19 protein-coding genes are annotated in these 26527 nt (G+C 66.4%); 8 read left to right on the top strand and 11 right to left on the bottom strand.

All coding sequences use genetic code 11. The features are described 5' to 3' along the window. Window positions 1-3 precede the first annotated feature (3 nt). Both RBT54_RS13085 and icmF read right to left on the bottom strand, forming a co-directional pair. The gene (locus RBT54_RS13085) at window positions 4-411 is read right to left on the bottom strand and encodes a DUF2721 domain-containing protein (protein WP_320367514.1); all 408 of its coding nucleotides are present in this window, start codon (window positions 409-411) and stop codon (window positions 4-6) included. A gap of 128 nt (window positions 412-539) precedes the next feature. Continuing rightward, on the bottom strand, window positions 540-3818 hold the full coding sequence (icmF, locus tag RBT54_RS13080; protein WP_320367513.1) for a fused isobutyryl-CoA mutase/GTPase IcmF: 3279 nt from the start codon (window positions 3816-3818) through the stop codon (window positions 540-542). A gap of 231 nt (window positions 3819-4049) precedes the next feature. On the opposite strand from icmF, the gene RBT54_RS13075 reads away from it, so the two are divergent. The 7 genes from RBT54_RS13075 (at window position 4050) to RBT54_RS13045 (ending at window position 12054) form a co-directional block, all read left to right on the top strand. Continuing rightward, window positions 4050-5087, top strand: coding sequence for an AraC family transcriptional regulator (locus RBT54_RS13075; RefSeq protein WP_320367535.1), 1038 nt, complete (start codon window positions 4050-4052; stop codon window positions 5085-5087). 21 nt (window positions 5088-5108) lie between these two features. Beyond that, on the top strand, window positions 5109-7196 hold the full coding sequence (locus RBT54_RS13070) for a PAS-domain containing protein (protein ID WP_320367512.1): 2088 nt from the start codon (window positions 5109-5111) through the stop codon (window positions 7194-7196). Next, complete coding sequence (locus tag RBT54_RS13065) at window positions 7187-7930, top strand: response regulator transcription factor (protein WP_320367511.1); 744 nt, start codon at window positions 7187-7189, stop codon at window positions 7928-7930. The genes RBT54_RS13070 and RBT54_RS13065 overlap by 10 nt, the downstream gene beginning before the upstream one ends. 87 nt (window positions 7931-8017) lie before the next feature. Further along, window positions 8018-8494, top strand: a complete 477-nt coding sequence (locus RBT54_RS13060; protein WP_320367510.1) for a VOC family protein — start codon at window positions 8018-8020, stop codon at window positions 8492-8494. A gap of 186 nt (window positions 8495-8680) precedes the next feature. Next, a complete protein-coding gene (locus tag RBT54_RS13055) occupies window positions 8681-9391 on the top strand; it encodes a M12 family metallopeptidase (RefSeq protein ID WP_320367509.1) in 711 nt (236 codons plus the stop codon). Next, window positions 9391-9933 carry a hypothetical protein gene (locus tag RBT54_RS13050; RefSeq protein ID WP_320367508.1) on the top strand — a complete coding sequence of 181 codons (543 nt, stop codon included), beginning with the start codon at window positions 9391-9393 and terminating at the stop codon, window positions 9931-9933. Before RBT54_RS13055 ends, RBT54_RS13050 begins: the two co-directional genes overlap by 1 nt. 9 nt (window positions 9934-9942) lie before the next feature. Continuing rightward, window positions 9943-12054: a caspase family protein gene (locus RBT54_RS13045; RefSeq protein WP_320367507.1), complete on the top strand. Its 2112-nt coding sequence runs from the start codon at window positions 9943-9945 to the stop codon at window positions 12052-12054. A 95-nt stretch (window positions 12055-12149) separates the two neighbouring features. Here RBT54_RS13045 and RBT54_RS13040 read toward each other — a convergent pair whose 3' ends face one another. The 6 genes from RBT54_RS13040 to scpA form a co-directional block, all read right to left on the bottom strand. Continuing rightward, window positions 12150-13016 (bottom strand): neutral zinc metallopeptidase, encoded by an 867-nt coding sequence (locus RBT54_RS13040; protein ID WP_320367506.1) that lies wholly within the window; start codon window positions 13014-13016, stop codon window positions 12150-12152. 100 nt (window positions 13017-13116) lie between these two features. Then, a complete protein-coding gene (locus RBT54_RS13035; protein WP_320367505.1) occupies window positions 13117-14520 on the bottom strand; it encodes a lysine 2,3-aminomutase in 1404 nt (467 codons plus the stop codon). Window positions 14521-14904: 384 nt separating this feature from the next. Next, window positions 14905-16893, bottom strand: coding sequence for an acetyl-CoA carboxylase biotin carboxylase subunit (gene accC, locus RBT54_RS13030; RefSeq protein WP_320367504.1), 1989 nt, complete (start codon window positions 16891-16893; stop codon window positions 14905-14907). Window positions 16894-16915: 22 nt separating this feature from the next. Next, window positions 16916-18448, bottom strand: coding sequence for an acyl-CoA carboxylase subunit beta (locus tag RBT54_RS13025; protein WP_320367503.1), 1533 nt, complete (start codon window positions 18446-18448; stop codon window positions 16916-16918). Between the two features lie 63 nt (window positions 18449-18511). Beyond that, window positions 18512-19540, bottom strand: a complete 1029-nt coding sequence (gene meaB, locus RBT54_RS13020; RefSeq protein WP_320367502.1) for a methylmalonyl Co-A mutase-associated GTPase MeaB — start codon at window positions 19538-19540, stop codon at window positions 18512-18514. A 64-nt stretch (window positions 19541-19604) separates the two neighbouring features. Continuing rightward, complete coding sequence (gene scpA, locus RBT54_RS13015; protein WP_320367501.1) at window positions 19605-21779, bottom strand: methylmalonyl-CoA mutase; 2175 nt, start codon at window positions 21777-21779, stop codon at window positions 19605-19607. Between the two features lie 342 nt (window positions 21780-22121). Here scpA and RBT54_RS13010 point away from each other — a divergent pair, with 342 nt between their 5' ends. Continuing rightward, the gene (locus tag RBT54_RS13010; RefSeq protein ID WP_320367500.1) at window positions 22122-22796 is read left to right on the top strand and encodes a GntR family transcriptional regulator; all 675 of its coding nucleotides are present in this window, start codon (window positions 22122-22124) and stop codon (window positions 22794-22796) included. Between the two features lie 54 nt (window positions 22797-22850). Here the strand turns inward: RBT54_RS13010 and RBT54_RS13005 are convergent, their stop codons facing one another. From RBT54_RS13005 to RBT54_RS12995, 3 genes are all read right to left on the bottom strand, one after another. Continuing rightward, entirely contained in the window at window positions 22851-24170 is a 1320-nt protein-coding gene (locus RBT54_RS13005) for a hemolysin family protein (RefSeq protein WP_320367499.1), read from the bottom strand. A gap of 274 nt (window positions 24171-24444) precedes the next feature. Beyond that, window positions 24445-26124 carry a cation acetate symporter gene (locus tag RBT54_RS13000; RefSeq protein WP_320367498.1) on the bottom strand — a complete coding sequence of 560 codons (1680 nt, stop codon included), beginning with the start codon at window positions 26122-26124 and terminating at the stop codon, window positions 24445-24447. Then, window positions 26124-26432 (bottom strand): DUF485 domain-containing protein, encoded by a 309-nt coding sequence (locus RBT54_RS12995; protein WP_320367497.1) that lies wholly within the window; start codon window positions 26430-26432, stop codon window positions 26124-26126. The genes RBT54_RS13000 and RBT54_RS12995 overlap by 1 nt, the downstream gene beginning before the upstream one ends. Window positions 26433-26527 lie beyond the last annotated feature (95 nt).

Below are 26527 nucleotides of genomic sequence, written 5' to 3'. Positions count from 1 at the left end.
CCGTCAGGGCTGCCCGCCCCCGGTGCGGGCAGCCTGCTCCAGATCCCGCACCACCAGCGACAGCGCCTCGGTCGAGATCAGCACCTCGATCAGCGACATCACCAGCGACAGCGCGAGGGTCACGATGCTGGCCCCGAACATCCACTGCCCCGCGCGCTGTGCGTCGACGAACAGCGCAAACATCGACAGCGCACACAGCAAAAAACTCAGCACGCCGAAGCCCTGCATGTACTGCGTGAGCGTGATCCGTCGCTTGAGTCCGGGAATCTGGCACTGCACGAGCGGCGCGCCGCGGTCGCTCGAGGCGTTGAGCTGGCGAATCACCTGTGCGAGGGTGAGGAAGCGGTTGGTGTAAGCCAGCAGCAACAGCGAGATCGCCGGAAACAGCAGCGCAGGGGTGGTTAGATTCATGGCGTATCTGTGGCCAAGGCAGGAGTACGCGCATTCTAGCGCCCCCTCACGGCGTCGGCCGCCGCGAAAAAAAACGGCGCCGAAGCGCCGTGTCCCAGATTGGGAGAGGGGGAGGATCCTGATTCTGCTTACATGCTGCGCCGGTACTGGCCGCCGACCTTGTACAGCGCCTCGGTGATCTGGCCGAGCGAGCAGTAGCGCACCGCGTCGACCAGCACCTCGAACACGTTGGTGTTGTCGATGACGGCTTGCTGCAGCCTGGCCTGCCACTTGGGTGCCTCGGCCTTGTTGCGGGCGTGGAAGTCCGCCAGGCGCTTCAACTGGCCCTGCTTCTCTTCCTCGGTCGAACGCGCCAGCTCGATCTCCTGCTGCGCCTGGCCCTTCGGGTTGAGGAAGGTGTTCACGCCGATGATCGGGTAGGAGCCGTCGTGCTTCTTGTGCTCGTAGTAGAGCGACTCCTCCTGGATCTTGCCACGCTGGTAGCCGGTCTCCATCGCGCCGAGCACGCCGCCGCGGGATGCGATGGCCTCGAACTCCTTGAGCACGGCCTCTTCGACGAGGTCGGTGAGCTCCTCGATGATGAAGGCGCCCTGGTTCGGGTTCTCGTTCTTGGCCAGGCCCCACTCGCGGTTGATGATCAACTGGATCGCCATCGCGCGCCGCACGGACTCTTCGGTCGGCGTGGTGATCGCCTCGTCGTAGGCGTTGGTGTGCAGCGAGTTGCAGTTGTCGTAGATCGCGATCAGCGCCTGCAGCGTGGTGCGGATGTCGTTGAAGTCCATCTCCTGCGCATGCAGCGAGCGGCCGGACGTCTGCACGTGGTACTTCAGCTTCTGGCTGCGCTCGTTGGCGCCGTACTTGTTCTTCATCGCCACCGCCCAGATGCGGCGGGCGACGCGGCCGATCACCGAGTATTCCGGGTCCATGCCGTTGCTGAAGAAGAAGCTCAGGTTGGGCGCGAAGTCGTCGATGTGCATGCCGCGCGCCAGATAGCTCTCGACGTAGGTGAAGCCGTTCGACAGCGTGAACGCGAGCTGGCTGATCGGATTCGCGCCGGCCTCGGCGATGTGGTAGCCGGAGATCGACACCGAGTAGAAGTTCTGCACCTTGTTATGGACGAAGAACTCCTGGATGTCGCCCATCATCTTCAACGCGAACTCGGTGCTGAAGATGCAGGTGTTCTGGCCCTGGTCTTCCTTCAGGATGTCGGCCTGTACCGTGCCGCGCACGGTCGACAGCGTCCATTCCTTGATCTTCTGCACCTCGTCCTCGGTCGGCTCACGGCCGTTGTCGGCCTTGAACTTGACGACCTGCTGGTCGAGCGCGGTGTTGAAGAAGAAGGCGAGGATGATCGGCGCCGGGCCGTTGATCGTCATCGACACCGAGGTGGTCGGCGCACACAGGTCGAAGCCGTCGTAGAGCACCTTCATGTCGTCGAGCGTGGCAATGCTGACGCCGGAGTTGCCGATCTTGCCGTAGATGTCCGGACGCGGGTCGGGGTCGCAGCCGTACAGCGTCACCGAGTCGAACGCGGTCGACAGGCGGTGCGCCGGCATGCCCTCGGAGACCCGCTTGAAGCGGCGGTTGGTGCGGAAGGCGTCGCCCTCGCCCGCGAACATGCGGGTGGGGTCCTCGCCCTCGCGCTTGAACGCGAACACGCCGGCGGTGAAGGGGAAGGAGCCGGGGACGTTTTCCTTCATCAGGAACTTGAGCGTCTCGCCCGCGTCCTCGAAGTTGGGCAGCGCCACCTTGCGGATCTTGCTGCCCGACAGCGAGGTGCTGGTGAGCTGGGTGCGGATCTCCTTGTCGCGGATCTTCACCACGTACTCGTCGGCGGCATAGAGCTCGCGCGTCTTCGGCCACATGTCGAGCAGCTTCCTGGCGGCCGGGGTGAGCTCGCCGTCCTTCCAGTCGATCATCTCGGCAAACGAGCCCGCGTCCTTGCCGCACTGCTCGAACAGGCCCTTGGCGATCTTCAGCGACTGGCGCTCGCGCGCCACGCGCGCCTGCTGCTCGATGTGCTTGTGATAGCCGCGCACCGTGTCGGCGATGTCGGCCAGATAGCGGATGCGCTCGGCGGGGACGATGGCGCGCCCCTCGGAGGAGGCCTTCACCGCCACCACCGGCAGCTTGCTCTTGGCGACCTTGAGCCCCTTGCCCACCAGCGCCGGCAGCATCGCCTGGTACAGCGCGGTGACGCCGTCATCGTTGAAGCGCGCCGCCATGGTGCCGAACACCGGCATCTCGTCGGTGTTCTGGCTGAACAGCTCGCGGTTGCGCTGGTACTGCTTGCGCACGTCGCGCAGCGCGTCCAGAGCGCCCTTGCGGTCGAACTTGTTGATCGCCACGAAGTCGGCGAAGTCGAGCATGTCGATCTTCTCGAGCTGGCTCGCGGCGCCGAACTCCGGCGTCATCACGTACAGCGACAGATCGACGAAGGGCACGATCGCGGCGTTGCCCTGGCCGATGCCCGAGGTCTCGACGACGACCAGGTCGAAGCCCGCCAGCTTGCACGCGGCGATGACTTCGGGCAGCGCGGCCGAGACTTCCGAGCCGGTGTCGCGGGTGGCGAGCGAGCGCATGTAGATGTTGTCGTGCTCGATCGCGTTCATGCGGATGCGGTCGCCGAGCAGCGCACCGCCGGTGCGCTTGCGCGAGGGGTCGATGGAGACGATCGCGAGCTTGAGCTTGTCGTCCTGATCGAGGCGGAAGCGGCGCACCAGCTCGTCGGTCAGCGAGGACTTGCCCGCGCCGCCGGTACCGGTGATGCCCAGGGTCGGCACCTTGGTCTTGGCCGCGGCGTCGATCAGCGCCTTCTTGACGTCATCGCCGTAGCCGCCGTTTTCCAGCGCGGTGATGATCTTGGCGAGGTTACGCAACTGAGCCCGACGGTCGCCGGCGGCGAGCGCCTTGAGCACTGCGTCGGCTTTGTGCGGCGCAGCCTTGGTGACATCGACGTCGCAACGCTCGACCACGCTGTTGATCATGCCCTGCAGGCCCATCTTGGCGCCGTCTTCGGGCGAGAAGATGTGGGTGACGCCGTAGTCGTGCAGCTCACGGATCTCGGAGGGCACGATGACGCCGCCACCGCCGCCGAACACCTTGATGTTCTCGCCGCCGTTGGCCTTGAGCAGGTCGATCATGTACTTGAAGAACTCGACGTGGCCACCCTGGTAGGAGGTGATGGCGATGCCCTGCACGTCTTCCTGCAGCGCGGCATTGACGATTTCGCCCACCGAGCGGTTGTGGCCGAGGTGGATGACCTCGGAGCCGGTCGATTGCAGGATGCGCCGCATGATGTTGATCGAGGCGTCGTGGCCATCGAACAGTGCCGCAGCGGTGACGAAACGCACCTTGTTCTTCGGCTTGTAGGGCGAGAGCTTGTGCGCAACGCTCAGATCGGTCATGTCGGTCATCTCCGGTTGAAGGGGTCGAGCCAGGAGCCAAATGGCTAACCCTGCAATCTTAGAAGGCTGCGAACCCGATTGCCATTGCGCTTGCGGACTCCAATCATGCAAAATCCGCCAATCTGTACCAGATCCAGGCCAGTCGTGCCCATTCAGCCCTCCACATCGACTCCTGCTCCGCCGCCGGGCGCCCAGCCATCGCGCACCAGCCGCAGAGGCACCACGGTGGCGATGGGCTTCGTCACCGGCATGCTGGCGGGCATGCTGCGGCACGGCAACGACGCCGCGCCCCTGCTCTCCCGGGCCGGCATCGACCTTGCAGATCCCGCCAGTCGCATCCCGGTCGAGCGCTATGCCCTGCTCTACAACCTGTGCATCGAGGCGCTCGGCGACGAGGCCTTCGGGTTGCTGCCCCAGCCGATGCCGCGTGGCAGCTTCGAGTTCCTGTGTCGCGGCATGCTCGGTGCGCCCACGCTCGAAGAGGCCCTTCAGCGCGCCATCCGCTTCCTGCGCATCGTGCTGCCGGCGTTCCGGATCGAATTGAAGCGTGACGGCGCGCGTGCCGAGATCATTCTCGACGACGCCGGCAGCCTTGGCACCGAGCGCGATGCACCGGGACGTGTATTCGCCTACGAATGGCTGCTGCGTCTGCTGCACGGGGTGGCGAGCTGGTTCGTCGGTCGCGGTCTGGCGCTCGACGCAGTGAGCTTTCCCTACACTCGGCCCGCCCACGCCGCGGACTACGCGCTCGTGTACACCGAGCACTCGAGCTTCGACGCACCAAAGCTCGCCGCCCGCCTGCAGGCCAACCTGCTCGAGTTGCCCCTGCGTCGCGACGAAGCCGCGCTCGCCGGCTTCCTCGACGGCGCGCCGGGCAAGATCTCGATGCTGTACCGGCGCGATCGCGAGATGGTGTTCCGCGTCCGCGACCTGCTGCGAGACGCCCTGCCGACGAACCTCGCGCTCGAGCAGGTCGCCGATCGCCTGCACCTGTCGCCACGCACCTTGCACCGGCGGCTCGAGGAAGAGGGCGCGAGCTTCCGGACCATCAAGGACGCCACCCGGCGTGACATCGCCTATGCCCGCCTGACCAAGACCACGCAGCCAATCGCCCGCATCGCCGCTGACCTGGGTTACGCCGACACCTCGACCTTCTATCGCGCGTTCGTATCCTGGTCCGGTGTGTCGCCCGAACGCTTCCGCGCGCAACTGGCCCAACGCGACGCGCCCGCCGGCCCCGGCTTTGTGCAAAGATCGCACGGACAATAATCACGACGGAGACCGCCGCCCATGGCGAAAGCCGAACAGGAAGGCATTCCCTATTCCGCCCTGTCGCCCGAGCAACGCCGGCGTTATGACCTGCTGCTCGCCGGCCTGGATCTGCTCGACCAGGCAATCGCGGTGTTCGACGCCACGCCGAAGCTGGTGACCTGGAACAAGGCGATGCTGCGCCTGCTGGACTTCCCCGAGTCCATGGTGCGCGTCGGCACGCCTTTCGAGGACTTCGCGCGCTTTAACGCCGAGCGCGGCGAATACGGCCCGGGCGACGTCGACACCCTGGTGCGCGAGCGCGTCGCCGCCGCCCGCAGCTTCCAGCCTCACTACGTCGAACGCGCGCGCCCCAACGGCCGCATCCTCGCGGTACGCGGCGTGCCGATCCCCAACCTCGGCTTCGTGTCGCTATGGACCGACATCACGGAGCAGCGCCGCTACGCCGAGGTGATCGAGGAGCAGAATGCGCAGCTCGAGGCGCGGGTGCGCGAACGCACGTCCGAACTCGAGGCCGCAAACACCCGCCTCGCCCAGGCCAACATCGAGATCGACGACATCGCCGATGCGCTGCGTCGGAGCGAAAACCGTCTGCAGCTGATCATCGACTCGATCCCTGCGCTGATCGCCTACGTTGACCGCGACAACATCTACCGCTTCGCCAACAAGGGCTACGCGGAGTGGTTCGGACTCACCAAGGACGCGATCACCGGGCGCAACCTCGTGGACGTGTTCGGCCTTGAAACCTTCGAACAGATCCGGCCGCATCTCGACCGCGCCCGCGAGGGCGAGCAGGTCAGCTACGAATACGCGCGCCAGCGCGTCGACGGTCGCATCGTGCATGCCCGCAGCGTCGTCGTCCCCGAACTCGACGGCGAAGGAAAGACGGTCGGCTTCTTCGTGATGTCGATCGACATCACCGAGCAGAAGGCGAGCCAGGCCGCTCTGGTCCAGGCGCAAAAGATGGAGGCCGTGGGTCAGCTCACCGGCGGTCTCGCGCACGACTTCAACAACCTGCTCACCATCATCATCGGCAACCTGTCCGCCCTGCAGCAGCGCGTGGGCAGCGGTGCCGGCGCAGAGTTCGTCGATCCCTCGCTGCAGGCGGCGCGGCGCGGCGCAGAGTTGATCCGGCGGCTCCTCACGTTCTCGCGCCGCCAGACGCTCGAACCGACTGCAGTCGAAGTCGGCGCGCTGGTCCACAACATGACCCACCTGCTCGCGCGCACGCTCGGTGAAACGATCCGCATCCACCTCCGCCTGCCCAGCGCGCCCCTGCATGCCCTGGTCGACCCGCACCAGCTCGAGAATGCCATTCTCAACCTCGCGATCAACGCCCGCGATGCCATGCTCGAGGGCGGCGAACTGACGATTGCGGGCGCACTGCGCCAGTTCGACCCTGCCCTCGCCAAGGTGGTCGAGGTGCCACCCGGCGACTACGTGCAGATCGACATCAGCGACACCGGCAAGGGCATCGACGCGGCAGTGCTGCAGCGCGTGTTCGAGCCCTTCTTCACCACCAAGCCCTTCGGCAGCGGCAGTGGCCTGGGACTATCGATGGTGTACGGCTTCGTGCGCCAATCGGGTGGCAACATCCGCATCCGCAGCACCCCCGGCAGCGGCACTCATGTGCGCTTCGTGCTGCCCACCACCAGCGCCCACGCGAGCAACGAGCGCACGGCCACGGTAGCGCCCGGGCCGCATCCGGCGCTGGAAGGCCCCGTACTGGTGGTCGAGGACGAGCCGGAAGTCCGCAAGGTTGTCCGCATGCAGCTGACCGGCCTTGGCTATGCCGTCATCGAGGCGGCCGACGGGGTCGAAGCCCTCGGCCTGCTGCACAACGTCAGCGACATCGCCCTGCTGGTCAGCGACACGGTGATGCCGGGCGGTATCGGCGGGCGGGATCTCGCGCGCCATGCGCGGGCGCTGCGTCCCGGCTTGCCGATCCTGCTGGTGACCGGCTACGCCAGCGAAGTCTCACCGGTGGACGAGGTCCCCGATGACGTACCCACGCTGCGCAAGCCCTTCGACCAGCAGATGCTTGCCGCCGCACTATCTGCCCTGCTGAGCCCCAAACCTGCCAAGGAGGCCGAGCCGCAATGCCCCTGAGCCCGACCGACGCTTTCCAAGCCCCCCCTTCCCAGCCCACGCTGTTCGTACTCGAGGACGACCCCGAGATCGCGCGCCTGATCTGCATGAACCTCGCCGAATACGGCTTTCGCTGCGAGCATATGAGCACCGGACGCCAGTTGCTCGCCCGCGCCCGCCAGTCCGCGCCCGACCTGTGCATCGTCGACCTCGGCCTGCCCGACATGGACGGCATGCAGGTCGTGCGCGAACTGCAGGATGGCAGCCCCTGCGCCGTGCTGATCCTGACCGGGCGCAACGACGTCACCGACCGCGTGCTCGGCCTCGAACTGGGTGCGGACGACTACATCGTCAAACCCTTCGAGCCACGCGAACTGGTTGCACGAGTGCGCTCGATCCTGCGCCGCTACCAGCGCGCACCCGCGGCCGAGGCGGCAAGCGAGCGCAACCTCGCGCGCTTCGGAGGCTGGCACTTCGACGCCAGCCGGCACGCCCTGACCGCCCCGGACGGACGCGAGATCTCGCTGTCGGCGGCCGAGGCCGGCCTGCTCGCCACCCTGCTGCGGCGGCCGAACAAGATCCTGTCGCGCGAACAACTGCTCGGCGAACGCGACGTCGATCCGTTCGATCGCAGCATCGACGTGCGTATCTCGCGCCTGCGCCGCAAGCTCGACGACGACCCGCAGAATCCGAAGATGATCAAGACAGTGTACGGCGCGGGCTATCTGTTCTCGGCGCAGGTCGAATGGCAGTGAGCGCGCAGGACATCGCGAGGGTGCTCGGAAGCGGCCTGCCGCCGTTATAATTATGAATTCTCGACTTCAGCAAAACAGGAAGCTGCCATGTCCCAACGCCCCTTCAAGATCCTCGGCATCCAGCAGATCGCCATCGGCGGTCCGAGCAAGGAAAAGCTCAAGACCCTGTGGGTCGACATGCTTGGCCTCGAAGTCACCGGCAATTTCGTGTCGGAACGCGAGAACGTCGACGAGGACATCTGCGCCATGGGCAGCGGTCCGTTCAAGGTAGAGGTCGACCTGATGCAACCCCTCGACCCGGAGAAGAAGCCCGCGGTGCACACCACCCCGCTCAACCACGTCGGCCTATGGGTGGACGACCTGCCCAGGGCGGTGGAATGGCTGGGCGCCAACGGCGTGCGCTTCGCCCCGGGTGGCATCCGCCGCGGCGCGGCGGGCTTCGACATCACCTTCCTGCATCCCAAGGGCAACGACGAGTTCCCCATCGGTGGCGAAGGCGTGCTGGTCGAACTGGTGCAGGCGCCGCCCGAGGTGGTCGAGGCCTTCGCCCGCCTCGCCGGCTGAGACCGGTCGCGCGCCCGCTCGCTGGCGCGCGACCGGCTCCGCACACCCCGCAGGCTCGATGACGCCCGCGACTGCGCGGGCTCTGGATTTCGCCCCGGTGCCGTCTATGCTCAGAGTGTGTTGACGGGGTCAGGCTACCGGCAGCGCCCCGCGCCGTCCACCCTTACTCTGAATGGGGAGCGCATCGTGAGCGAAGAACGCAAGCAGTGGATTTGCAGCACGCTCGACGTCGATGGGGGCGAGCGCGTAGCAGGCTCGCCGACCATGCCCGTGTCGATGGGCGTGGCGGCAAAGAAGAAGCTGTGGAAACCCGGCACCGAACTCAAGGTGCGCTTTCTCGAAGGCACGCCCGAACTTCATACGCGCGTACTGCAGGCGGCCGCGGCATGGTTCATGGATGGCGTGCGCCTCAAGCTGTCCCCTGCATGGAGCAGCGAGCCGGCCCAGATCCGCATCGCCTTCAATGCCAACGGCGGCTCGTGGTCGTACATCGGCACCGACGGCCTGGGCATCCACCCCTCGCAGCCGACGATGAACCTGGGCTGGGCCACGCTCGACACCGCGGAGCACGACTTCTGCAGCGTGGTCATTCACGAGTTCGGTCATGCACTCGGCCTGCTGCACGAGCACAACCACCCCGAAGCCCGCATCAAGTGGAACCGCGCGGCCGTCTATGCCGACCTCGAGGGGCCGCCCAACTATTGGGATCGGCGCACGATCGACTACAACGTCTTCGCCCGCTTCGACGCCTCGAACGTGATCACCACCGACTTCGATCAGGCCTCGGTGATGATCTACACCATTCCGGCGCGGTGGACGGTCGATGGCAAGAGCTTCATGCCCTCGTGGACACTGTCGGCGGGGGACGTCGCCACCATCCGCAAGCTCTACGCCTGATGCCGACTGCGCCCGAGTGGTGCCTGGATGGCGACGTCATCGTTGTGGGCGATCTGCGCGTGACCGCGCAGCGCATTGCGGCGTCCCACTGGCGCCCGGATGGACGCCTGCGCAGTTGGGGGCAGGCGCCGCTGCATCGCGAGCACGACGCGGTGCTGGTGCCGTGTGGAGCGGATGAATGCCTGTGGCTGGGCGCCTGGGTGGAGGATGGCGCGATGGGTGGTCCCGCGGATGGCCCCGCGGATGGTCCCACTCCGGCCCGCATCGCGGTCCGTGACCCGGCGTCCGGCGCAAGCGCCGTCGCCGCCTTGCCCGACGCCTACCAGCTCGGCGCGCTGCTCGGCGACGGCGCTTCGCCCGAGCCCCTGCAGCTCGCAGCGCACCGCGCCAGCCGGCGGCTGGCGATCGAGCTCGAATGCGGCGCGACGCGGGCAGCGTTCGACCTGGTGCTGCTGCCACCGACGGCATGGGCCGCGCACGCGCACCGCGCGCCGCCGGCGCCGCTCGACGCGCCGCCGCCCCTCCCTCCCCGCCTTGGTTAGGAGAACTTCATGGCGCTCGAAGCGGTCAGCGGCACGCCCGGACTGTGGCGACACCCGCAGTGGCAACCGGGCATGCCCGGCGTCTATGCGCTGATCATCGGCATCAGCGCCTATCCCCACCTCGAAGGCGGCTCGGCGCCCGCGCCGGACACCTACGGCCTCGGCCAGCTGCTGTCGTCGGCGCGAACCGCGGCGCGCGTCTTCAACTGGCTGCACACGGACTTCCGTTACCCCGACCTGCCGGTGGTGTGGAGCATGCTCCTGCTGTCGCCGAGCACCGAGGAGCGCGCCGAGTTCGACGCCGCGGGCTTCACCCATTACGACACCCCCGACTACGCCCACATGCGGCTGGGCATCCAGCGCTGGACGGCGGCGGTGCCGAAGCAGGCACCGGCCGCCACGCATAGCCGCAGCCTGTTCTTCTTCAGCGGCCACGGCGTGGGCGCGAACCGCACGCCCGTGCTGCTGCCCGCGGACTACCTCGACCCGCAGTTCGGCGACCCGCAGCTCGAGAACTGCTTCAGCGCTCGCGAGCTGCAGCGCTGGATGACCGAGAACCCGGTCGCGGAGCACCTCGCCCTGCTCGACGCCTGCCGCAACGAGTTCTCGCCGCTGGCGGAAAAGGCCTCGAGCGCCCATGGCGCCTTCCCGGTCAATCCGCCCAACGGCCCGGCGCCGCGCGCGGCCGCCGCGCTCGCGTCGACCTCGCCCAACATGGTCGCCTACCAGTTCCCCGGCCAGCCCCTCACCCTGTTCGGCCAGGCGGTCCTCGAAGCACTGCGCGGCGGGGCCGATACCGGCAACCTGCGCATCGATTTCCGCGAGTTCGTGGACTACGTGCGGCCGCGCATCAACGTGCTGCTGAAGGCCGTCAATACGGCGCTCGACCAGACCGTGTGGCCCTCGAGCGAAGGCGAGGATCTCATCGTCACCGAGCTGGCACCGCCTGCGGTGCCCTCCACTGGTGTCGGGGGCGGCGCGCCCGCTGCGGCCACGCTCTCCCGCGGCGCAGCGGGTGCGGCGTTCCGCGGCGCGGCCGTCGCAGCCCAGCTCGCAGCGGCGGCCGGCGCCGCGGTCGACGCGCGCTTCGACACCGCGCTGCAGGTGGACGCCGAAATACCGATCGAGGCCCTGCAGGGCAACTTCCACGAATCATGCAGCCGCTTCGGACACGAGTACGCGTCGATGATCTGGCATGACGGCAATGTACGCCTGCATTCGCTCGCGGACGGCAGCGCGCTCGACAACGCGACGTGGATAAGATCGGTCGCCCGCGACGGCGCCAGCAGCATCGTTCAAGTCATCCTCGCGGTCGGTCCGCATCCGCACGGCGTGCTGCTCATGTTCGACGGCGCACGCGACGTACAGCGCACGCGCCTCGCCGTGGCGCTGCCCACCGACCCCGACAGCCCGGTCCCGATCCGTCTGACGCTGACGATCGCCCCGGCGGCGCAGGGCGAGCCACCCCGGCTGCAGAAGCTCCAGGCCTGGCTCGGTCCCGACCCGGGCAACCCGCACTACGACTACCTGTGGAGCCTCACCCGTGAAGCCGAACTGGCCAGCCTGCGCAACGCGGCGCGACGCGCGGACCCCGAGCGGCTCAAGGACGCCGCGCGCGACAAGCTGCGCTATCCGGCCGCCGCCACCGCCGGCATGTTGTTGCTGGCGCGCGCCGGCACGCTCGCACAGGTCGGCGACTGGACGCGCAATCTCATGCAGTGGTTCCCCGACCTGCCCGACGCGGCGGTGCTGTGGGCGGAGTCGCTGCGCAGCGCGCTCGCCGGGGGCGACGAACACCCCTTCGGCGTGGCCGCACCGCTGCAGGAGATGGCCACGGTGCTCACCAGCCTGCTCGATCGAGGCCTGCCACGGTTCGCCGACGCGCTCGAACTTGCGGACAGCCAGGTGCGCTTCCTGCGACGCGCCCCGCTACCCGAAGCGCTCGCCGCCAGGGTCGCTCAGCTCGGGCAATGGATCGAGCGGATCTTCGAGGTGACGCAACCGGGTGGCCACTTCCTCGTCCTTCCCGGCCTGCCCCGGCCCGAATGGCTGGGCGGTGGGACCGAGGCGCTGTCGGTCGAAGAAATCATCGCACTGCTGCGCCGCCCTGCCGGCAACTGAAGACTTGACCGACCCTTCTGAAAAAACCCGCTCGCCCGCGCGCACCAGAGTGAAGGCACCACGCGCGCGGCAGCCAGGTGGCGCATTCGCGCTTACTAAAGATTCGGCGTCGAGAACGTATCGCAGGCGCGCAGTTCCCCGCTCTCCAGGCCGGCGCGGAACCAGCGCACGCGCTGCGCCGCGCTACCGTGGGTGAAACTGTCCGGCACCGCGAAGCCGCGAGCCTGCTTCTGCATGCGGTCGTCACCCACCGCGCTCGCCGCCGCCAGCCCTTCCTCCACGTCGCCAGCCTCGAGCACCTGGCGCGAGCGATGCGCATGGTTGGCCCACACGCCGGACAGGCAGTCGGCCTGCAGCTCGAGCCGAACCGACAGCAGGTTGGCCTCGCGCTCGGACACGCGCTGGCGGGCCTGTTGCACCTTGTCCGAGATCCCCAGCAGGTTCTGCACGTGATGACCCACTTCATGCGCGATCACGTAGGCCTGGGCGAAATCGCCTTGCGCCCCGTAGCGCTGGCCGAGCTCGTCGAAGAACGCCAGATCGAGATAGACCTTGCCGTCGGCCGGACAGTAGAACGGCCCCATCTCGGCCTGACCGACGCCGCAGGCGCTGCGCGTGGCGCCGGTGTACAGCACCATGCCCGGCTCGCGGTATTGCGCGCCGCCCGCCTTGAAGATCGGCCCCCAGGTGTCCTCGGTGTCGGCCAGCACCATCGACACGAAGCGCGCCATCTCGTCCTCCGCCGGCGAGCGCGGCTGCCCCGGCTGGGTGGACTCGATCGCCGGCGGCGACGCCATCTCCGAGGTATTGAGCACCACGCTCGGGTCGATGCCGAAATACATCGCGATCAGCGCGATCACGATGGTGCCGATGCCGATCTTTCCGCCACCGCCCAGCCTGCGCCCGCCCTGCCCGCGTCGATCCTCGACGTTGCGGCTCTCCCTGCCATTACGAAAGTCCATGACCGCTGCTCCCTGCCCAGATCGATGATTCGATCATAGCAGCCCGCACAGCAGAAGGGCCCGCGCAGGCGGACCCTTCATCGCCCTGCGAATGCCCGGCTCAGGCAGCGGCCAGGCGGTCGTCGCGGATGGCCTCGTACTCGTCCTGCCAGAACCACTTGGCCTCGCCGAAGGCGGGCACGAGCTGGTCTAGCCAGGTCGCCTTGTCGTCGTACTTCGCGAAGAACGGACGCTGCACCCAGTCGGGGTTGCGGCCCTGGATGAAGCGCAGCACGAACACCTTCTCGCCAGCGATCTCGGTGATGCCCTGGATCTCGACCTTGCCGGGGCTCGCGCTCATGCTCGGACCGCGCGCGGTGCGCGCCAGGCCCGACACCTGCTGGATCGCCTTCTGGTAGATCTCCCAGGCGCGCACCAGCGGCACCTCGAAGTAGTTGCGCGCGCCGGTGTCGCGCTCGACGAACATGTAGTACGGCACCAGGCCGAGCTTGACCTCCATCTTCCACAGCTTCGCCCACACCGCCGGATCGTCGTTGATGTGCGCGATCAGCGGCCCTTGGGCGCGGATCACCACGCCGGTGCTGCGAATGCGGCGGATCGCCGCCTGCGCGGCCTCGGTGTCGAGCTCCTTCCAGTGGTTGTAATGCGCCATCAGCGCAACATGCTTGCCAGCCTCGACCAGCTGCGTGAGCAACTGCATCAAGTCGTCGGCGTCTTCCGCGCCCAGGAAGCGGTGCGGCCAGAAGGTCAGCGCCTTGGAGCCGATGCGGATGGTCTGGATGTGGTCGAACTCGGGCTGCAGCAGCGGCTCGAGGTAGTCGCGCAGGTGGCGCGTCTTCATCACCATCGGGTCGCCGCCGGTCATCAGCAGGTCGGTGACTTCGGTGTGCTTGCGCAGGTAATCATGCAACTCCCGCGCCTCGGACGAGGCAATGCGCAGCTCCTTGTCGCCCACGAACTGCGCCCAGCGGAAGCAGAAGGTGCAGTAGCTGTGGCAGGTCTGGCCCTGGCTGGGGAAGAACAGGACGGTCTCGCGGTACTTGTGCTGCATGCCGTCGAGGCGCTTGCCGTGCGCATCGCGCGGCATGTTCATCGCCATCTGGTCTGCCGGGTGCGGGTTGAGGGCATGGCGCACCGCATCGATCGCGTGCTCGAGTTCCTCCTTGGGTGCGTCGCTGCGGATCAGCTCGGCGATGCGGTCGTAGTGCTCGGGTGCGAGCATGCCGCGCTGCGGGAAGGTGAGCTGGAAGATCGGGTCGGCGGGCACCTTCGCCCAGTCGATCAGCTCGTCGATCACGTATTGGTTGACACGGAAAGGCAGCACCAAAGAAACGACCTTCATCTCGAAGCGCTGCGCCGGCGAAAGCCTGGCGAGTTGCGGGATGCGGTCGAGATCGCGCTGCGTGTAGACCTTGAACGGCACCGGTCCGAACAGGGCGGCGCCTTCCTCCGGGGCCTCCACTCGGGTGTTGATGGCCTTGAGAGCATGCACTTGAGCGCTCATGAATCGTCCTCCTGGTCTGTCTTTCGTATTTGCAGGGGCGGCGCCTGCGCGTCGCCCACGGCGCCGCGACCGGATGCTGCGATGGCAGCATGGGTGATCGGCGGCTTTCTTATGAACGGGCCCCGCGGTGAAGGAGGCTGCACGGCAGCCCTGGACCCGGATTACAGGCTCCCGCGACGCGGGAGCGGGGGTGTCGGCCCGGATAATAGGCCGGCAATTTAATTTGTGCAAATACGACCAGCAGACGAGGGGAAAAGTTCAGCCCGGGCCTTCGCGAGCGCACGGCGAAAAAAAGGCCTGCTTGCGCAGGCCTCGTCCGACAGGCACCCGGGCTTGCGGCCCGGGTCTCCCTCCCCATCGATCAAAACGGATAGCGGGTGATGATCACTCGAACTCGATGATGATCTCGTCCACCGACAGGCTGGCGCCCGGCTTGGCGACGATCTTCTTGACCTTGCCGTCCTGCTCGGCCTTGAGCACGTTCTCCATCTTCATCGCTTCGATGACAGCGAGCTTTTCGCCGGCCTTGACGTCCTGGCCTTCGGCCACCGAGACCTCGCGCAGCAGGCCGGGCATCGGCGACAGCAGGAACTTGGACAAGTCGGGCGGCAGCTTCGCCGGCATCAGCGACAGCAGATGGGCGGCGCGCACCGTCATCACCATCGGCTCGACCTGCAGGCCGAAGTGCGAGATGCGGTAGCGCAGGCCGCGGCGTTCGATCTGCATGCACACCGGGGCGCCGTTGACGGTGCCGGTGAACAGCAGCTCGCCGAACTTCCAGTCGGAGACGATGTTGTAGGTACGGCCCTCATGGGTCACGGCCAGGCCACCGTCGATGGCCTGGGTGCGCACCGGGTACTGCTTGCCGGACATGACCACCACCCAGTTGGCAGCGACCTTGCGGCCGTGACCGGCAAGCTGGCCTTCGATCTGCACCGCGCGCTCGATGTAGCGGCTGCGGGCAAATGTGGCGACCGCGGCGAGCAGCGCCGGATCATCGTGCGGCACCATCGAGGCGTCGAAGCCCTGCGGGTACTCCTCGGCGATGAAGCCGGTGTTGAAGTTACCCGAGCAGAAGCGCGGGTGCTGCAGCAGCGCGGCCTGGAAGGGGATGTTCGAGCTGATGCCGCGGATCACGAAGGCGTTGAGCGCGTCGCGCATGCGCTCGATGGCGTCCTGGCGGTCCTTGCCGTGCACGATGAGCTTGGCGATCATCGAGTCGTAGAACATCGAGATCTCGCCACCTTCGTACACGCCGGTGTCGACGCGCACGCCGTTGCCTTCGGCCGGTGCCTGGAACTTCACCAGGCGGCCGGTGGAGGGCAGGAAGCCGCGGAACGGGTCTTCGGCGTTGATGCGGCACTCCATCGCCCAGCCGTCGATCTTCACGTCGGCCTGGGTCAGCGGCAGCTTCTCGCCGTAGGCCACGCGGATCATCTGCTCGACGAGGTCCAGCCCGGTGATCAACTCGGTGACCGGGTGCTCGACCTGCAGGCGGGTGTTCATCTCCAGGAAGTAGAACTCCTTGGTCGCGCCGCTCACCACGAACTCGACCGTGCCGGCCGATTCGTAGTTCACCGCACGCGCCAGCGCCACCGCCTGCTCGCCCATCGCCTTGCGCATCGCCGGGTCGACGAAGGGGCTCGGCGCCTCCTCGATGACCTTCTGGTGACGGCGCTGGATCGAGCAGTCGCGCTCGTTCAGGTACACGTAGTTGCCGTGCGAGTCGCCCAGCACCTGAATCTCGATGTGGCGCGGCTCGAGCACGTACTTCTCGATGAAGACGCGGTCGTCGCCGAAGGCGTTGCGCGCTTCGTTGACGCACGACGAGAAGCCTTCATGCGCCTCCTTGTCGTCGAAGGCCACGCGCAGGCCCTTGCCGCCACCGCCGGCAGAGGCCTTGATCATGACCGGGTAGCCGATCTTCTTCGCGATCTGGACGGCCTCGTCGGGACCGGCAATCGCGTCGTTGTAGCCGGGGATGGTGTTCACGCCCGCTGCGATCGCGAGCTTCTTGGACTCGATCTTGTCGCCCATCTTGGCGACCGAATAGTGCTTCGGGCCGATGAACTTGATGCCTTCCTCTTCCAGACGGCGCGAAAACTCGGCGTTCTCCGACAGGAAGCCGTAGCCCGGGTGCACCGCTTCGGCACCGGTCTGCTTGCAGGCGGCGATGATCTTGTCGATGACCAGGTAGGACTCTTTGGACGGTGCCGGGCCGATGCACACGGCCTCGTCGGCCAAATCTACGAACAGCGCATCCTTGTCCGCTTCCGAATGCACCGCCACGGTGGCGATGCCCATCTTGCGGGCGGTCTTGATGACGCGGCAAGCGATCTCGCCACGGTTTGCAATCAGGATCTTCTTGAACATGTATGTTTTCCTCGTGCGCGGATCAGAGCGGGATGTTGCCGTGCTTGCGCCACGGGTTTTCGAGCTGCTTGTCCTTGAGCATCGCCAGCGAGCGGCACACGCGCTTGCGCGTCTCGTGCGGCATGATCACGTCGTCGATGAAGCCACGCGCGCCTGCCACGAAGGGGTTGGCGAAGCGCTGCTTGTACATCGCCTCGCGCTCGGCGATCTTCTCGGGGTCGTTCTTTTCTTCGCGGAAGATGATCTCCACCGCCCCCTTCGGACCCATCACCGCGATCTCGGCGCTCGGCCAGGCGAAGTTGACGTCGCCGCGCAGGTGCTTGGACGACATCACGTCGTAGGCACCGCCGTACGCCTTGCGCGTGATCAGGGTGACCTTGGGCACGGTGCACTCGGCGTAGGCGTAGAGCAGTTTGGCGCCGTGCTTGATGATGCCGCCGTATTCCTGCGCGGTGCCGGGCATGAAGCCGGGGACGTCCACCAGGGTGACGACCGGGATGTTGAACGCATCGCAGAAGCGCACGAAGCGCGCGGCCTTGATCGAGCTCTTGATGTCGAGGCAGCCGGCCAGCACCAGCGGCTGGTTGGCGACGATGCCCACCGGGGCGCCTTCCATGCGCGCGAAGCCGATGATGATGTTCCTGGCGTAATCGGGCTGCAGCTCGAAGAAGTCGCCGTCGTCCACCATCTTGATGATCAGCTCCTTCATGTCGTAGGGCTGATTCGGGTTGCTCGGCACCAGGGTGTCGAGCGAGAAGTCGAGGCGGTCGGCCGGATCGACGCAAGGCACGACGGGCGGCTTGTCGCGGTTGCTCGCCGGGATGTAGCCCACCAGGCGGCGGGTCATCATCAGCGCCTCGACGTCGTTCTCGAAGGCGAGGTCGGCCACGCCCGACTTGCTGGTATGGGTGACGGCACCACCGAGTTCTTCGGCGGTGACCTCTTCGTGGGTCACGGTCTTCACCACCTCGGGACCGGTCACGAACATATAGGACGAGTCCTTGACCATGAAGATGAAGTCCGTCATCGACGGGCTGTACACCGCACCGCCTGCGCACGGCCCCATGATCAGCGAGATCTGCGGCACCACGCCCGAGGCCAGCACGTTGCGCTGGAACACGTCGGCGTAGCCGCCGAGCGAATCCACACCTTCCTGGATGCGGGCGCCGCCCGAGTCGTTGAGGCCGATCACCGGCGCGCCGACCTTCATCGCGTGGTCCATGACCTTGCAGATCTTCTCGGCGTGGGTCTCGGACAGCGAACCGCCGAACACGGTGAAGTCCTGCGAGAACACGAACACCAGGCGCCCGTTGACCGTACCGTAGCCGGTGACGACGCCGTCACCCGGGATGTGGTCGGCGTTCATGCCGAAGTCGTTGCAACGGTGCTCCTTGAACATGTCCCACTCTTCGAAGCTGTCGTCGTCGAGCAGCAGCAGGATGCGTTCGCGGGCGCTCAGTTTGCCCTTGGCGTGCTGGGCGTCGATGCGCTTCTGGCCACCGCCGAGGCGGGCCTTCTCGCGCTTTTCCTCCAGCTGGCGAATGATGTCGTGCATTGATGATCTCCTGTCAGATCCTACGATTGTCTGCCCGCGCCAGGCGCGGGCCCTTGATTTGATTCAAAGATGGCCAAGCAGCCGGCGCGCCGCGGCCGAGGGGGTGACCTCCCCCGCCTCCACGGCCTGCGCCAGCCCGGGCAGTTCCTGTTTCACCTGCGGATGACTGCGGAAACGGCTGCGCAGCTCGGAGTCGATCATTTCCCACATCCAGGCCAGGGCCTGATGGCGGCGCTTGGAAGCGAGCTCGCCCGACGCGGTCAGCGCCTTGCGGTAATCCATCACCGTGTCCCAGAACTCGGTGACGCCGTCCTTCTTCAGCGCCGACAGCGTCAAGACCGGCACCGTCCAGTTGGGGCTGGCCGGGCGCAGCATGTGCAGCGCGGTCTTGATCTGCGATTTCGCACGCATCGCCGCAGCCGGGTCGATGTCGGCCTTGTTGATCACGATCAGGTCGGCGATCTCCATGATCCCCTTCTTGATCGCCTGCAGGTCGTCGCCGGCGTTGGGCAGTTGCAGCAGGCAGAAGATGTCGGTCATCCCGGCAACCGCGGTCTCGCTCTGCCCCACGCCCACGGTCTCGACGATGATCACGTCGAAGCCGGCGGCCTCGCACACCAGAAGCGTCTCGCGCGTCTTCTCCGCCACCCCGCCCAGGCTGCAGGCCGATGGGCTCGGACGGATGAACGCCGCCGGGTTCTGGCTCAGCAACTCCATGCGCGTCTTGTCGCCGAGGATCGAGCCGCCGGTCACCGACGACGATGGATCCACCGCCAGCACGGCGACCCGCAAGCCCTGCTCGATCAGATGCAGGCCAAGCGCCTCGATGAAGGTGGACTTGCCCACGCCCGGCACACCGGAAATACCCACTCGCATCGCGCCGCCGGTGTGCGGCAACAGCGCTTCGAGCACCTTCTGCGCGCGCGCCTTGTGGTCTTCGCGCAAGGACTCGGTCAGCGTGATGGTCTTGGCCAGCGGACGCAACTGGCGCGCCAGCACGCCATCGACCAGGGCCTGATCGGCCGCATCGAGCGGTTCGACCACGGGGACGGACACGGTGGCGGACAGGGGTTCGGGCTTGTTCATCGGCATCGAAAAGGAATGTTGCGCGGCCCCGCGCGGCGACTGGTCCGCGCGGGGCCGTGATTGCGCGAACTCAGGACGTCTTGCGTGCGGCGCGGATCTGCTTGAGCACCTCACGCGCTGCGGCCGGGATCGGCGTGCCCGGGCCGAAGATGCCCTTGGCGCCGGCGGCATAGAGCGTGTCGTAGTCCTGCGCCGGGATCACGCCACCGACGAAGGTGATGATGTCGTCGGCGCCAAGGCGCTTGAGTTCGTTGATGACGGCCGGCACCAGCGTCTTGTGACCGGCGGCGAGGCTGGAGCAGCCCACCGCGTGGACGTCGTTCTCGACCGCGTGGCGGGCGGCTTCTTCCGGAGTCTGGAAGAGCGGGCCGATGTCGATGTCGAAGCCGAGGTCGGCGAAGGCCGAGGCGACGACCTTGGCGCCGCGGTCGTGGCCGTCCTGGCCGAGCTTGGCGATCATCACGCGCGGGCGGCGGCCTTCTTCGGCGATGAAGGCCTCGATGTCGGCCTTGAGGGCCTTCCAGTCTTCCTGTTCTTCCACGACGGCTCCATAGACACCGGACACGGCTTGCGGGTTGGCACGATAGCGCCCGAACACCTTCTCGAGCGCATCCGAGATCTCACCCACGGTGGCGCGCAGGCGCATGGCCTTCACCGACAGGTCGAGCAGGTTGCCGTCGCCGGTCTCGGCGCACCGGGTGAGCGCATCGAGCGCGGCCTGCACGGCGGCGGCGTCGCGGCTGGCGCGGATGCTGTTGAGGCGGGCGATCTGCGACTCGCGCACCGCGTGGTTGTCGATATCGAGGATGTCGATCGGGTCCTGCTTGTCGAGCTTGTACTTATTGACGCCGACGATGACGTCCTTGCCCGAATCGATGCGTGCCTGCTTGTCGGCAGCGCATTCCTCGACCTTCATCTTGGCCCAGCCGGACTCGACCGCCTTGGTCATGCCGCCCATGGAGTCGATCTCTTCGATCAGGGCCCAGGCCTTGTCGGCCATGTCCTGGGTGAGCTTTTCCATCATGTACGAGCCGGCCCACGGATCGACCACGTTACAGATGTGGGTCTCTTCCTGGATGATGATCTGGGTGTTGCGCGCGATGCGGGAAGAGAACTCGGTGGGCAGCGCGATCGCCTCGTCGAGCGCGTTGGTGTGCAGCGACTGGGTGCCGCCGAACACCGCGGCCATGGCCTCGATGGTGGTACGCACGACGTTGTTGTACGGGTCCTGCTCGGTGAGCGACCAGCCCGAAGTCTGCGAGTGCGTGCGCAGCATCATCGACTTCTGGCTCTTGGGGTTGAACTGCTTCATCAGCCGCCACCACAGCAGCCGCGCGGCGCGCATCTTGGCGATCTCGAGGTAGAAGTTCATGCCCACCGCCCAGAAGAAGGACAGGCGGCCGGCGAAGGTGTCGACGTCCATGCCGGAGTTGATGCCGGTGCGCACGTACTCGACGCCGTCGGCGAGCGTGAAGGCCAGTTCGATCGCCTGGTTCGCGCCCGCCTCCTGGATGTGATAGCCGGAGATCGAGATGCTGTTGAACTTCGGCATGTGCTGCGCGGTGTAGCCGAAGATGTCGGCGATGATCTTCATCGACGGGGTGGGCGGATAGATGTAGGTGTTCCGCACCATGAACTCTTTGAGGATGTCGTTCTGGATCGTGCCCGAGAGCTTGTCCTGGCTGACGCCCTGCTCTTCGGCGGCGACGATGTAGCCGGCGAGAATCGGCAGCACCGCGCCGTTCATCGTCATCGACACCGAGACCTTGTCGAGCGGGATGCTGTCGAACAGGATCTTCATGTCCTCGACCGAGTCGATCGCCACGCCGGCCTTGCCGACGTCGCCGGTGACGCGCGGGTGGTCGGAGTCGTAACCGCGATGGGTGGCGAGGTCGAAGGCCACCGACACGCCCTGCCCGCCGGCGGCGAGGGCCTTGCGGTAGAAGGCGTTGGAGGCCTCGGCGGTGGAGAACCCGGCGTACTGGCGGATGGTCCACGGCTTGACCGCATACATGGTGGGCTGCGGGCCGCGCAGGAAGGGCTCGAAGCCGGGCAGCGTGTCGGTGTGCGCGAGGCCTTCGGTGTCGGCCCTGGTGTATAGCGGCTTGACGGTCAGGCCTTCGGGCGTGATCCAGTTGAGCTTTTCGACATCACCACCCGGAGAATGCTTGGCTGCAGCTTTTCTCCAGGCCTCCAGGTCGGGCTGAGGATAGACGGGCTCATTGGCGTCGTAGGTTTGCGACATGAAAAACCTCTAGAAATCTGCAGCCTCGAGGGCTGCGGGCACAAAATCGGATGCTCGGGGCGACATCGCGGGTCCATCCCCGGGCAGGCAGAGACCATGCGGCGACGGTGCCGTCCGCAGCAGAAACCGCGGACGGCCGTCGACGCTCCAGGAAACGACGCGCCCCCTCTCTTCCGCCGGAACATGTCCGGCGCCTCCCATGACGCGTCGCGCGTGGAAGTTGACTTGCTTAACAGTAAAATAATACTTTATCCATAATTATGAACGCAATGGTCCACGCGCTGGAATGACATCGACCGACGTTGCGCCAACGCTCCGCAGCCTGCACACCCGAATCCGCCCATGAACGCAACACGCATCGCCCCCATCGCGCTGTACCAGGAAGTGGCCGAGCGGCTGCGCCAGCGCATCTTCTCGCACGAACTGCCCCCCGGCACCTGGGTGGACGAGCAGGCGCTGGCCGAGCATTACGGCATCTCGCGCACGCCCTTGCGCGAAGCGCTGAAGGTGCTGGCCTCCGAAGGGCTGGTCACGCTCAAGCCGCGCCGCGGCTGCTACGTGACCGAGATCTCCGAACGCGACCTGGACGAGGTGTTCACGGTGATGTCGATGCTCGAAGGCGAATGCGCGCGCACCTCGGCCATGAAAGCCAGCGCGGCCGATCTCGAGCGCCTGAGGGCCATCCACACCGACCTGGAGAACGCCGCCGCCGCAGGCGACATCGACGGCTTCTTCGAGGCCAACCAGGCCTTCCATCTCGCCCTTCACGAAATTGCCGACAACCGCTGGCTGCTGCAGGTGATCGAGGACCTGCGCAAGGTCATCAAGCTGTCGCGCCACCACTCGCTGTTCTCCGAAGGTCGTCTGGCGCAGTCGCTTGCCGAGCACCGCGACATCCTGCAGGCCCTGCTCGCCCGCGACGGCAGCCGCGCCGAAGAACTGATGCGCACGCACATCCTGAGCGGACGCGCCGCGCTCGCCCGCATCGCGGCGACCAAGACCACCACTGCCGCCTGACACCCCGCACCGACACCCGCACCCGAGGCGGGACCGGGGAAGTCGACCAGGCCGCTACTTGCCGGTGCGCCCACCCTCGCCGGGGGGTGCGGGATCCTCGCGCGTCACCAGGACCTGGTCGATACGATGGTTGTCGATGTCGACCACCTCGAACTTGTAGCCGAGGTAGGTCACGAAGTCGGTCCGCTTGGGGACCTTGCGCAGGCGATACATCAGGAAGCCGGCCACCGTCTCGTAATTCTGGAAGCCCTCGAAGACGTCGATCTCGAGCGCCTGCATCACGTCCTCGATCGGCGTGACGCCGTCGATCAGCCAGGAATTGTCGTCGCGGCGCACGATCAGCTCTTCCTGGAAGGGACTCACCAGGTCGCCCATCACCGTGTTCATCACGTCCTGCAGCGACAGCAGGCCGACCACCAGCGCGTACTCGTTGAGGATCAGCGCGAAGTCTTCCTTGGCATCGCGAAAGCGCTCGAGCGCCTCGAACAGGGTGAGGCTGTCGGGCAGCATCAACACCTTGCGCACGATCGGCTGGGTGCGCAGCGACAGATCCTGCCCCTGCACGATGCGCGGCAGGATGTCCTTGGCGTCGACATAACCGATGACGCTGTCGATGCCGTCCTCGCATACCGGAAACTTGCCGTGCGGATGTCCGGCGATCTTGCGCCGGATGCTCTCCTCGGATTCGGAGAGGGTGAGGAAGACGATGCTCTCGCGCGAAGTCATCGCCGACGGCACGATGCGCGAGTCGAGCTCGAACACGTTGCTGATCAGGTGCTGCTCCTGGCGCAACAGCGCGCCGGCCTGCGCCCCGGCATCGGCCATGGCCATGATGTCGGCGGCGGTGATGTCCTCGATGCGCACGCTGGGCACCTTGAACCAGCGAAAGATCAGGTTGGCCGCACCGTTGAAGACCCACACCAGCGGCGCAAGGACCCACATGCACACCTGCATCGGCCGCACCACGCCCACCGCGATGCGCTCGGGTCGGAGCATCGCCAGGCGCTTGGGCATGAGGTCGGCGAAGAGCACGAACAGCGAGGTCACGAACACGAATGAGAAGACGAAACTCAGGGTGCCGAGCGCCGGGCCGTCATAGACCGCCCGCAGCAGTCCCGCCACGTGGGGCGACAGGGCCTGCTCGCCGACGATGCCACCGAGGATGGCCACGGCATTGAGGCCGATCTGCACGACGGTGAAGTAGGTACCAGGGCTGTCCTGCAGCGCCAGTACTCGCTGGGCATTCACATGGCCGGCTTCGGCCAGCAGGCGCAGCTTGATCTTGCGTGAGGCGGCAAGCGAAATCTCGGCCATCGAGAAAAAGGCACTCGCCGCAATCAGCAGCAGGATGACGAACAGCTCGTTGAACGGCACAACGACGCTCCTTTGGGATGAAGGCCCCGCCGGACGGCAAAACCACGGGTAATCAGCCGCAGGAGTCTACCACCCGCTGCCTGCAGGCGTTGCCGCCAGGCGCCGTTGGCACTGCGGCGCGCCCCGTTGACGAAAAAGCCCGCCCCCAACGCATTCGGTGGGAGCGGGCTTGCCCGCGAAAGTCGCCCGGTTCGCGGGCAAGCCCGCTCCCAGGGAGACGATCTGCGATCCGCAACACCCGGCCTGCACGACACAGGCCGGGCGGCGCGGACGTTTAGTGCGACGAAGCGCCCGACGCACCCACGCCGGTCTGGGCGCGCACGTACTGGTCTTCGAAGGCTTCCTTCTCGGCCGCGGCAGCCTTGCTGCTGTCAAGCGTCGAGAACAGCCAGGTCGTGAAGAACGCGATCGGCATCGAGAACAGCGCCGGCTGGGTGTAGGGGAAGATCGCCGAGGCGTTGCCCAGCACATCCACCCAAACCGACTTCGACAGCAGCACGAACAGCACCGCGCTGATCAGGCCGGAGTAGCCGCCGACCAGGGCGCCCTTGGTGGTGAGGCCCTTCCAGTACATCGACAGGATCAGCACCGGGAAGTTGGCCGAAGCCGCCACGCCGAAGGCGAGCGCGACCATGAACGCGATGTTCATCTTCTCGAACGCCATGCCGAGCAGCACCGCGACCACGCCGAGGCCGATGGTGGCGAACTTCGACACCCTCAGTTCGGTAGCTTCGTCGGCCTTGCCCTTCATGATCACGCGTGAGTAGATGTCATGCGAGATCGCTGAGGCACCGGCCAGCGCCAGGCCGGCCACCACCGCGAGGATGGTCGCGAACGCCACCGCCGACAGGAAGCCGAGCAGCAGGTTGCCGCCGACCGCGTTGGCCAGGTGCATGGCGATCATGTTGCCGCCGCCGATGACCTTGCCGCCGATGACGCCGCCCTCGAAGAACTGCGGGTTCTGGCCGACGATGACGATCGCGCACAGGCCCATGATGGCGATGACGTTGAAGAAGTAAGCGACGATGCCCGAAGCGTAGAGCACGGACTTGCGCGCTTCCTTGGCGTCGGTCACGGTGAAGAAGCGCATCAGGATGTGCGGCAGGCCGGCGGTACCGAACATCAGGCCGAGGCCGAGCGAGATCGCGGTAACCGGGTCGGCGAGCAGACTGCCGGGGTTGAGCAGCCCCTGCCCCAGCTTGTGCACTTCCATCGCACGGGTGGTGAGTTCGTCGAACGAGAACCCGAACTGGCTGAACGCGAGCACGCCCACCGCAGTGCCGCCGATCAGCAGCATGCAGGCCTTGATGATCTGCACCCAGGTGGTGGCGACCATGCCGCCGAAGGTGACGTACACCATCATCAGCGCGCCGACGACGACGAGCGCGATGTTGTAGTCCAGACCGAACAGCAGCTTGATGAGCTGGCCGGCACCGACCATCTGCGCCACCAGGTAGAAGCACACCACGACCAGCGAGCTGATCGCCGCCATCGTGCGCACCTTGCCCTGGTCGAGGCGGTAGGCCGTGATGTCGGCGAAGGTGAACTTGCCGAGGTTGCGCAGGCGTTCGGCCATCAGGAACAGGATGATCGGCCAGCCGACGAAGAAGGACAGCATGTAGATGTAGGCATCGACACCCTGCGCGTACATCATCGCGGTGAGACCGAGCAGGGTGGCCGCGGACATGTAGTCACCCGCGATCGCCAGGCCGTTCTGAAAACCGGTGATGCCGCCGCCAGCCGTGTAGAAGTCGGCGGTCGTCTTGGTGCGGCTGGCCGCCCAGTAGGTGATGCCCAGGGTCAGCAGCACGAACACGAAGAACATGCCGATGGCATGGAGATTGAGCGGCTGCTTCTCTGCGGAGTCCATTGCCGGGCCGGCAGCGAGCGCGAGCGGGCTGACGGACAGGGCCAGGAGGCCGGCGCCGAAGCGCGAAAGGAACTTGGCGGTCATTATTTTTCGTCCTTCCATGCGGCCTTGACGAGCTCCTTGTTGATGTCGTCGAACTCGCCGTTGGCACGGCGGACGTACACCAGGGTCAGGACCCAGAAGAAGATGAACTGCAACAGGCCCGCGAGGATGCCGAAGGTGAGGTTGCTGCCTTCGAACAGGCGCATGCCGATGAGCTCGGGCGCGAAGGCCACGAGCAGCACGAAGCCGTAGAAGACGATCAGGACGATCGCCGCGAGAATGCCCGCGAAGCGGGTCCGCTTGGCCACCAGTTCCGTAAACCGCGGATTGCGCCTGATATGCGCATACATTGAAATAGACACTTTCTCCCTCCCATGGATAAGCAACGCACGAAACGCTTCGCCTCCACCCTCCTCCTGTCGACCGATCCGTCTGACGCGGCTTG

The sequence above is a fragment of the Thauera sp. genome (assembly GCF_034003485.1).
GTDB lineage: Bacteria > Pseudomonadota > Gammaproteobacteria > Burkholderiales > Rhodocyclaceae > Thauera.
This window is presented reverse-complemented; position numbering and strand designations above follow the sequence as displayed.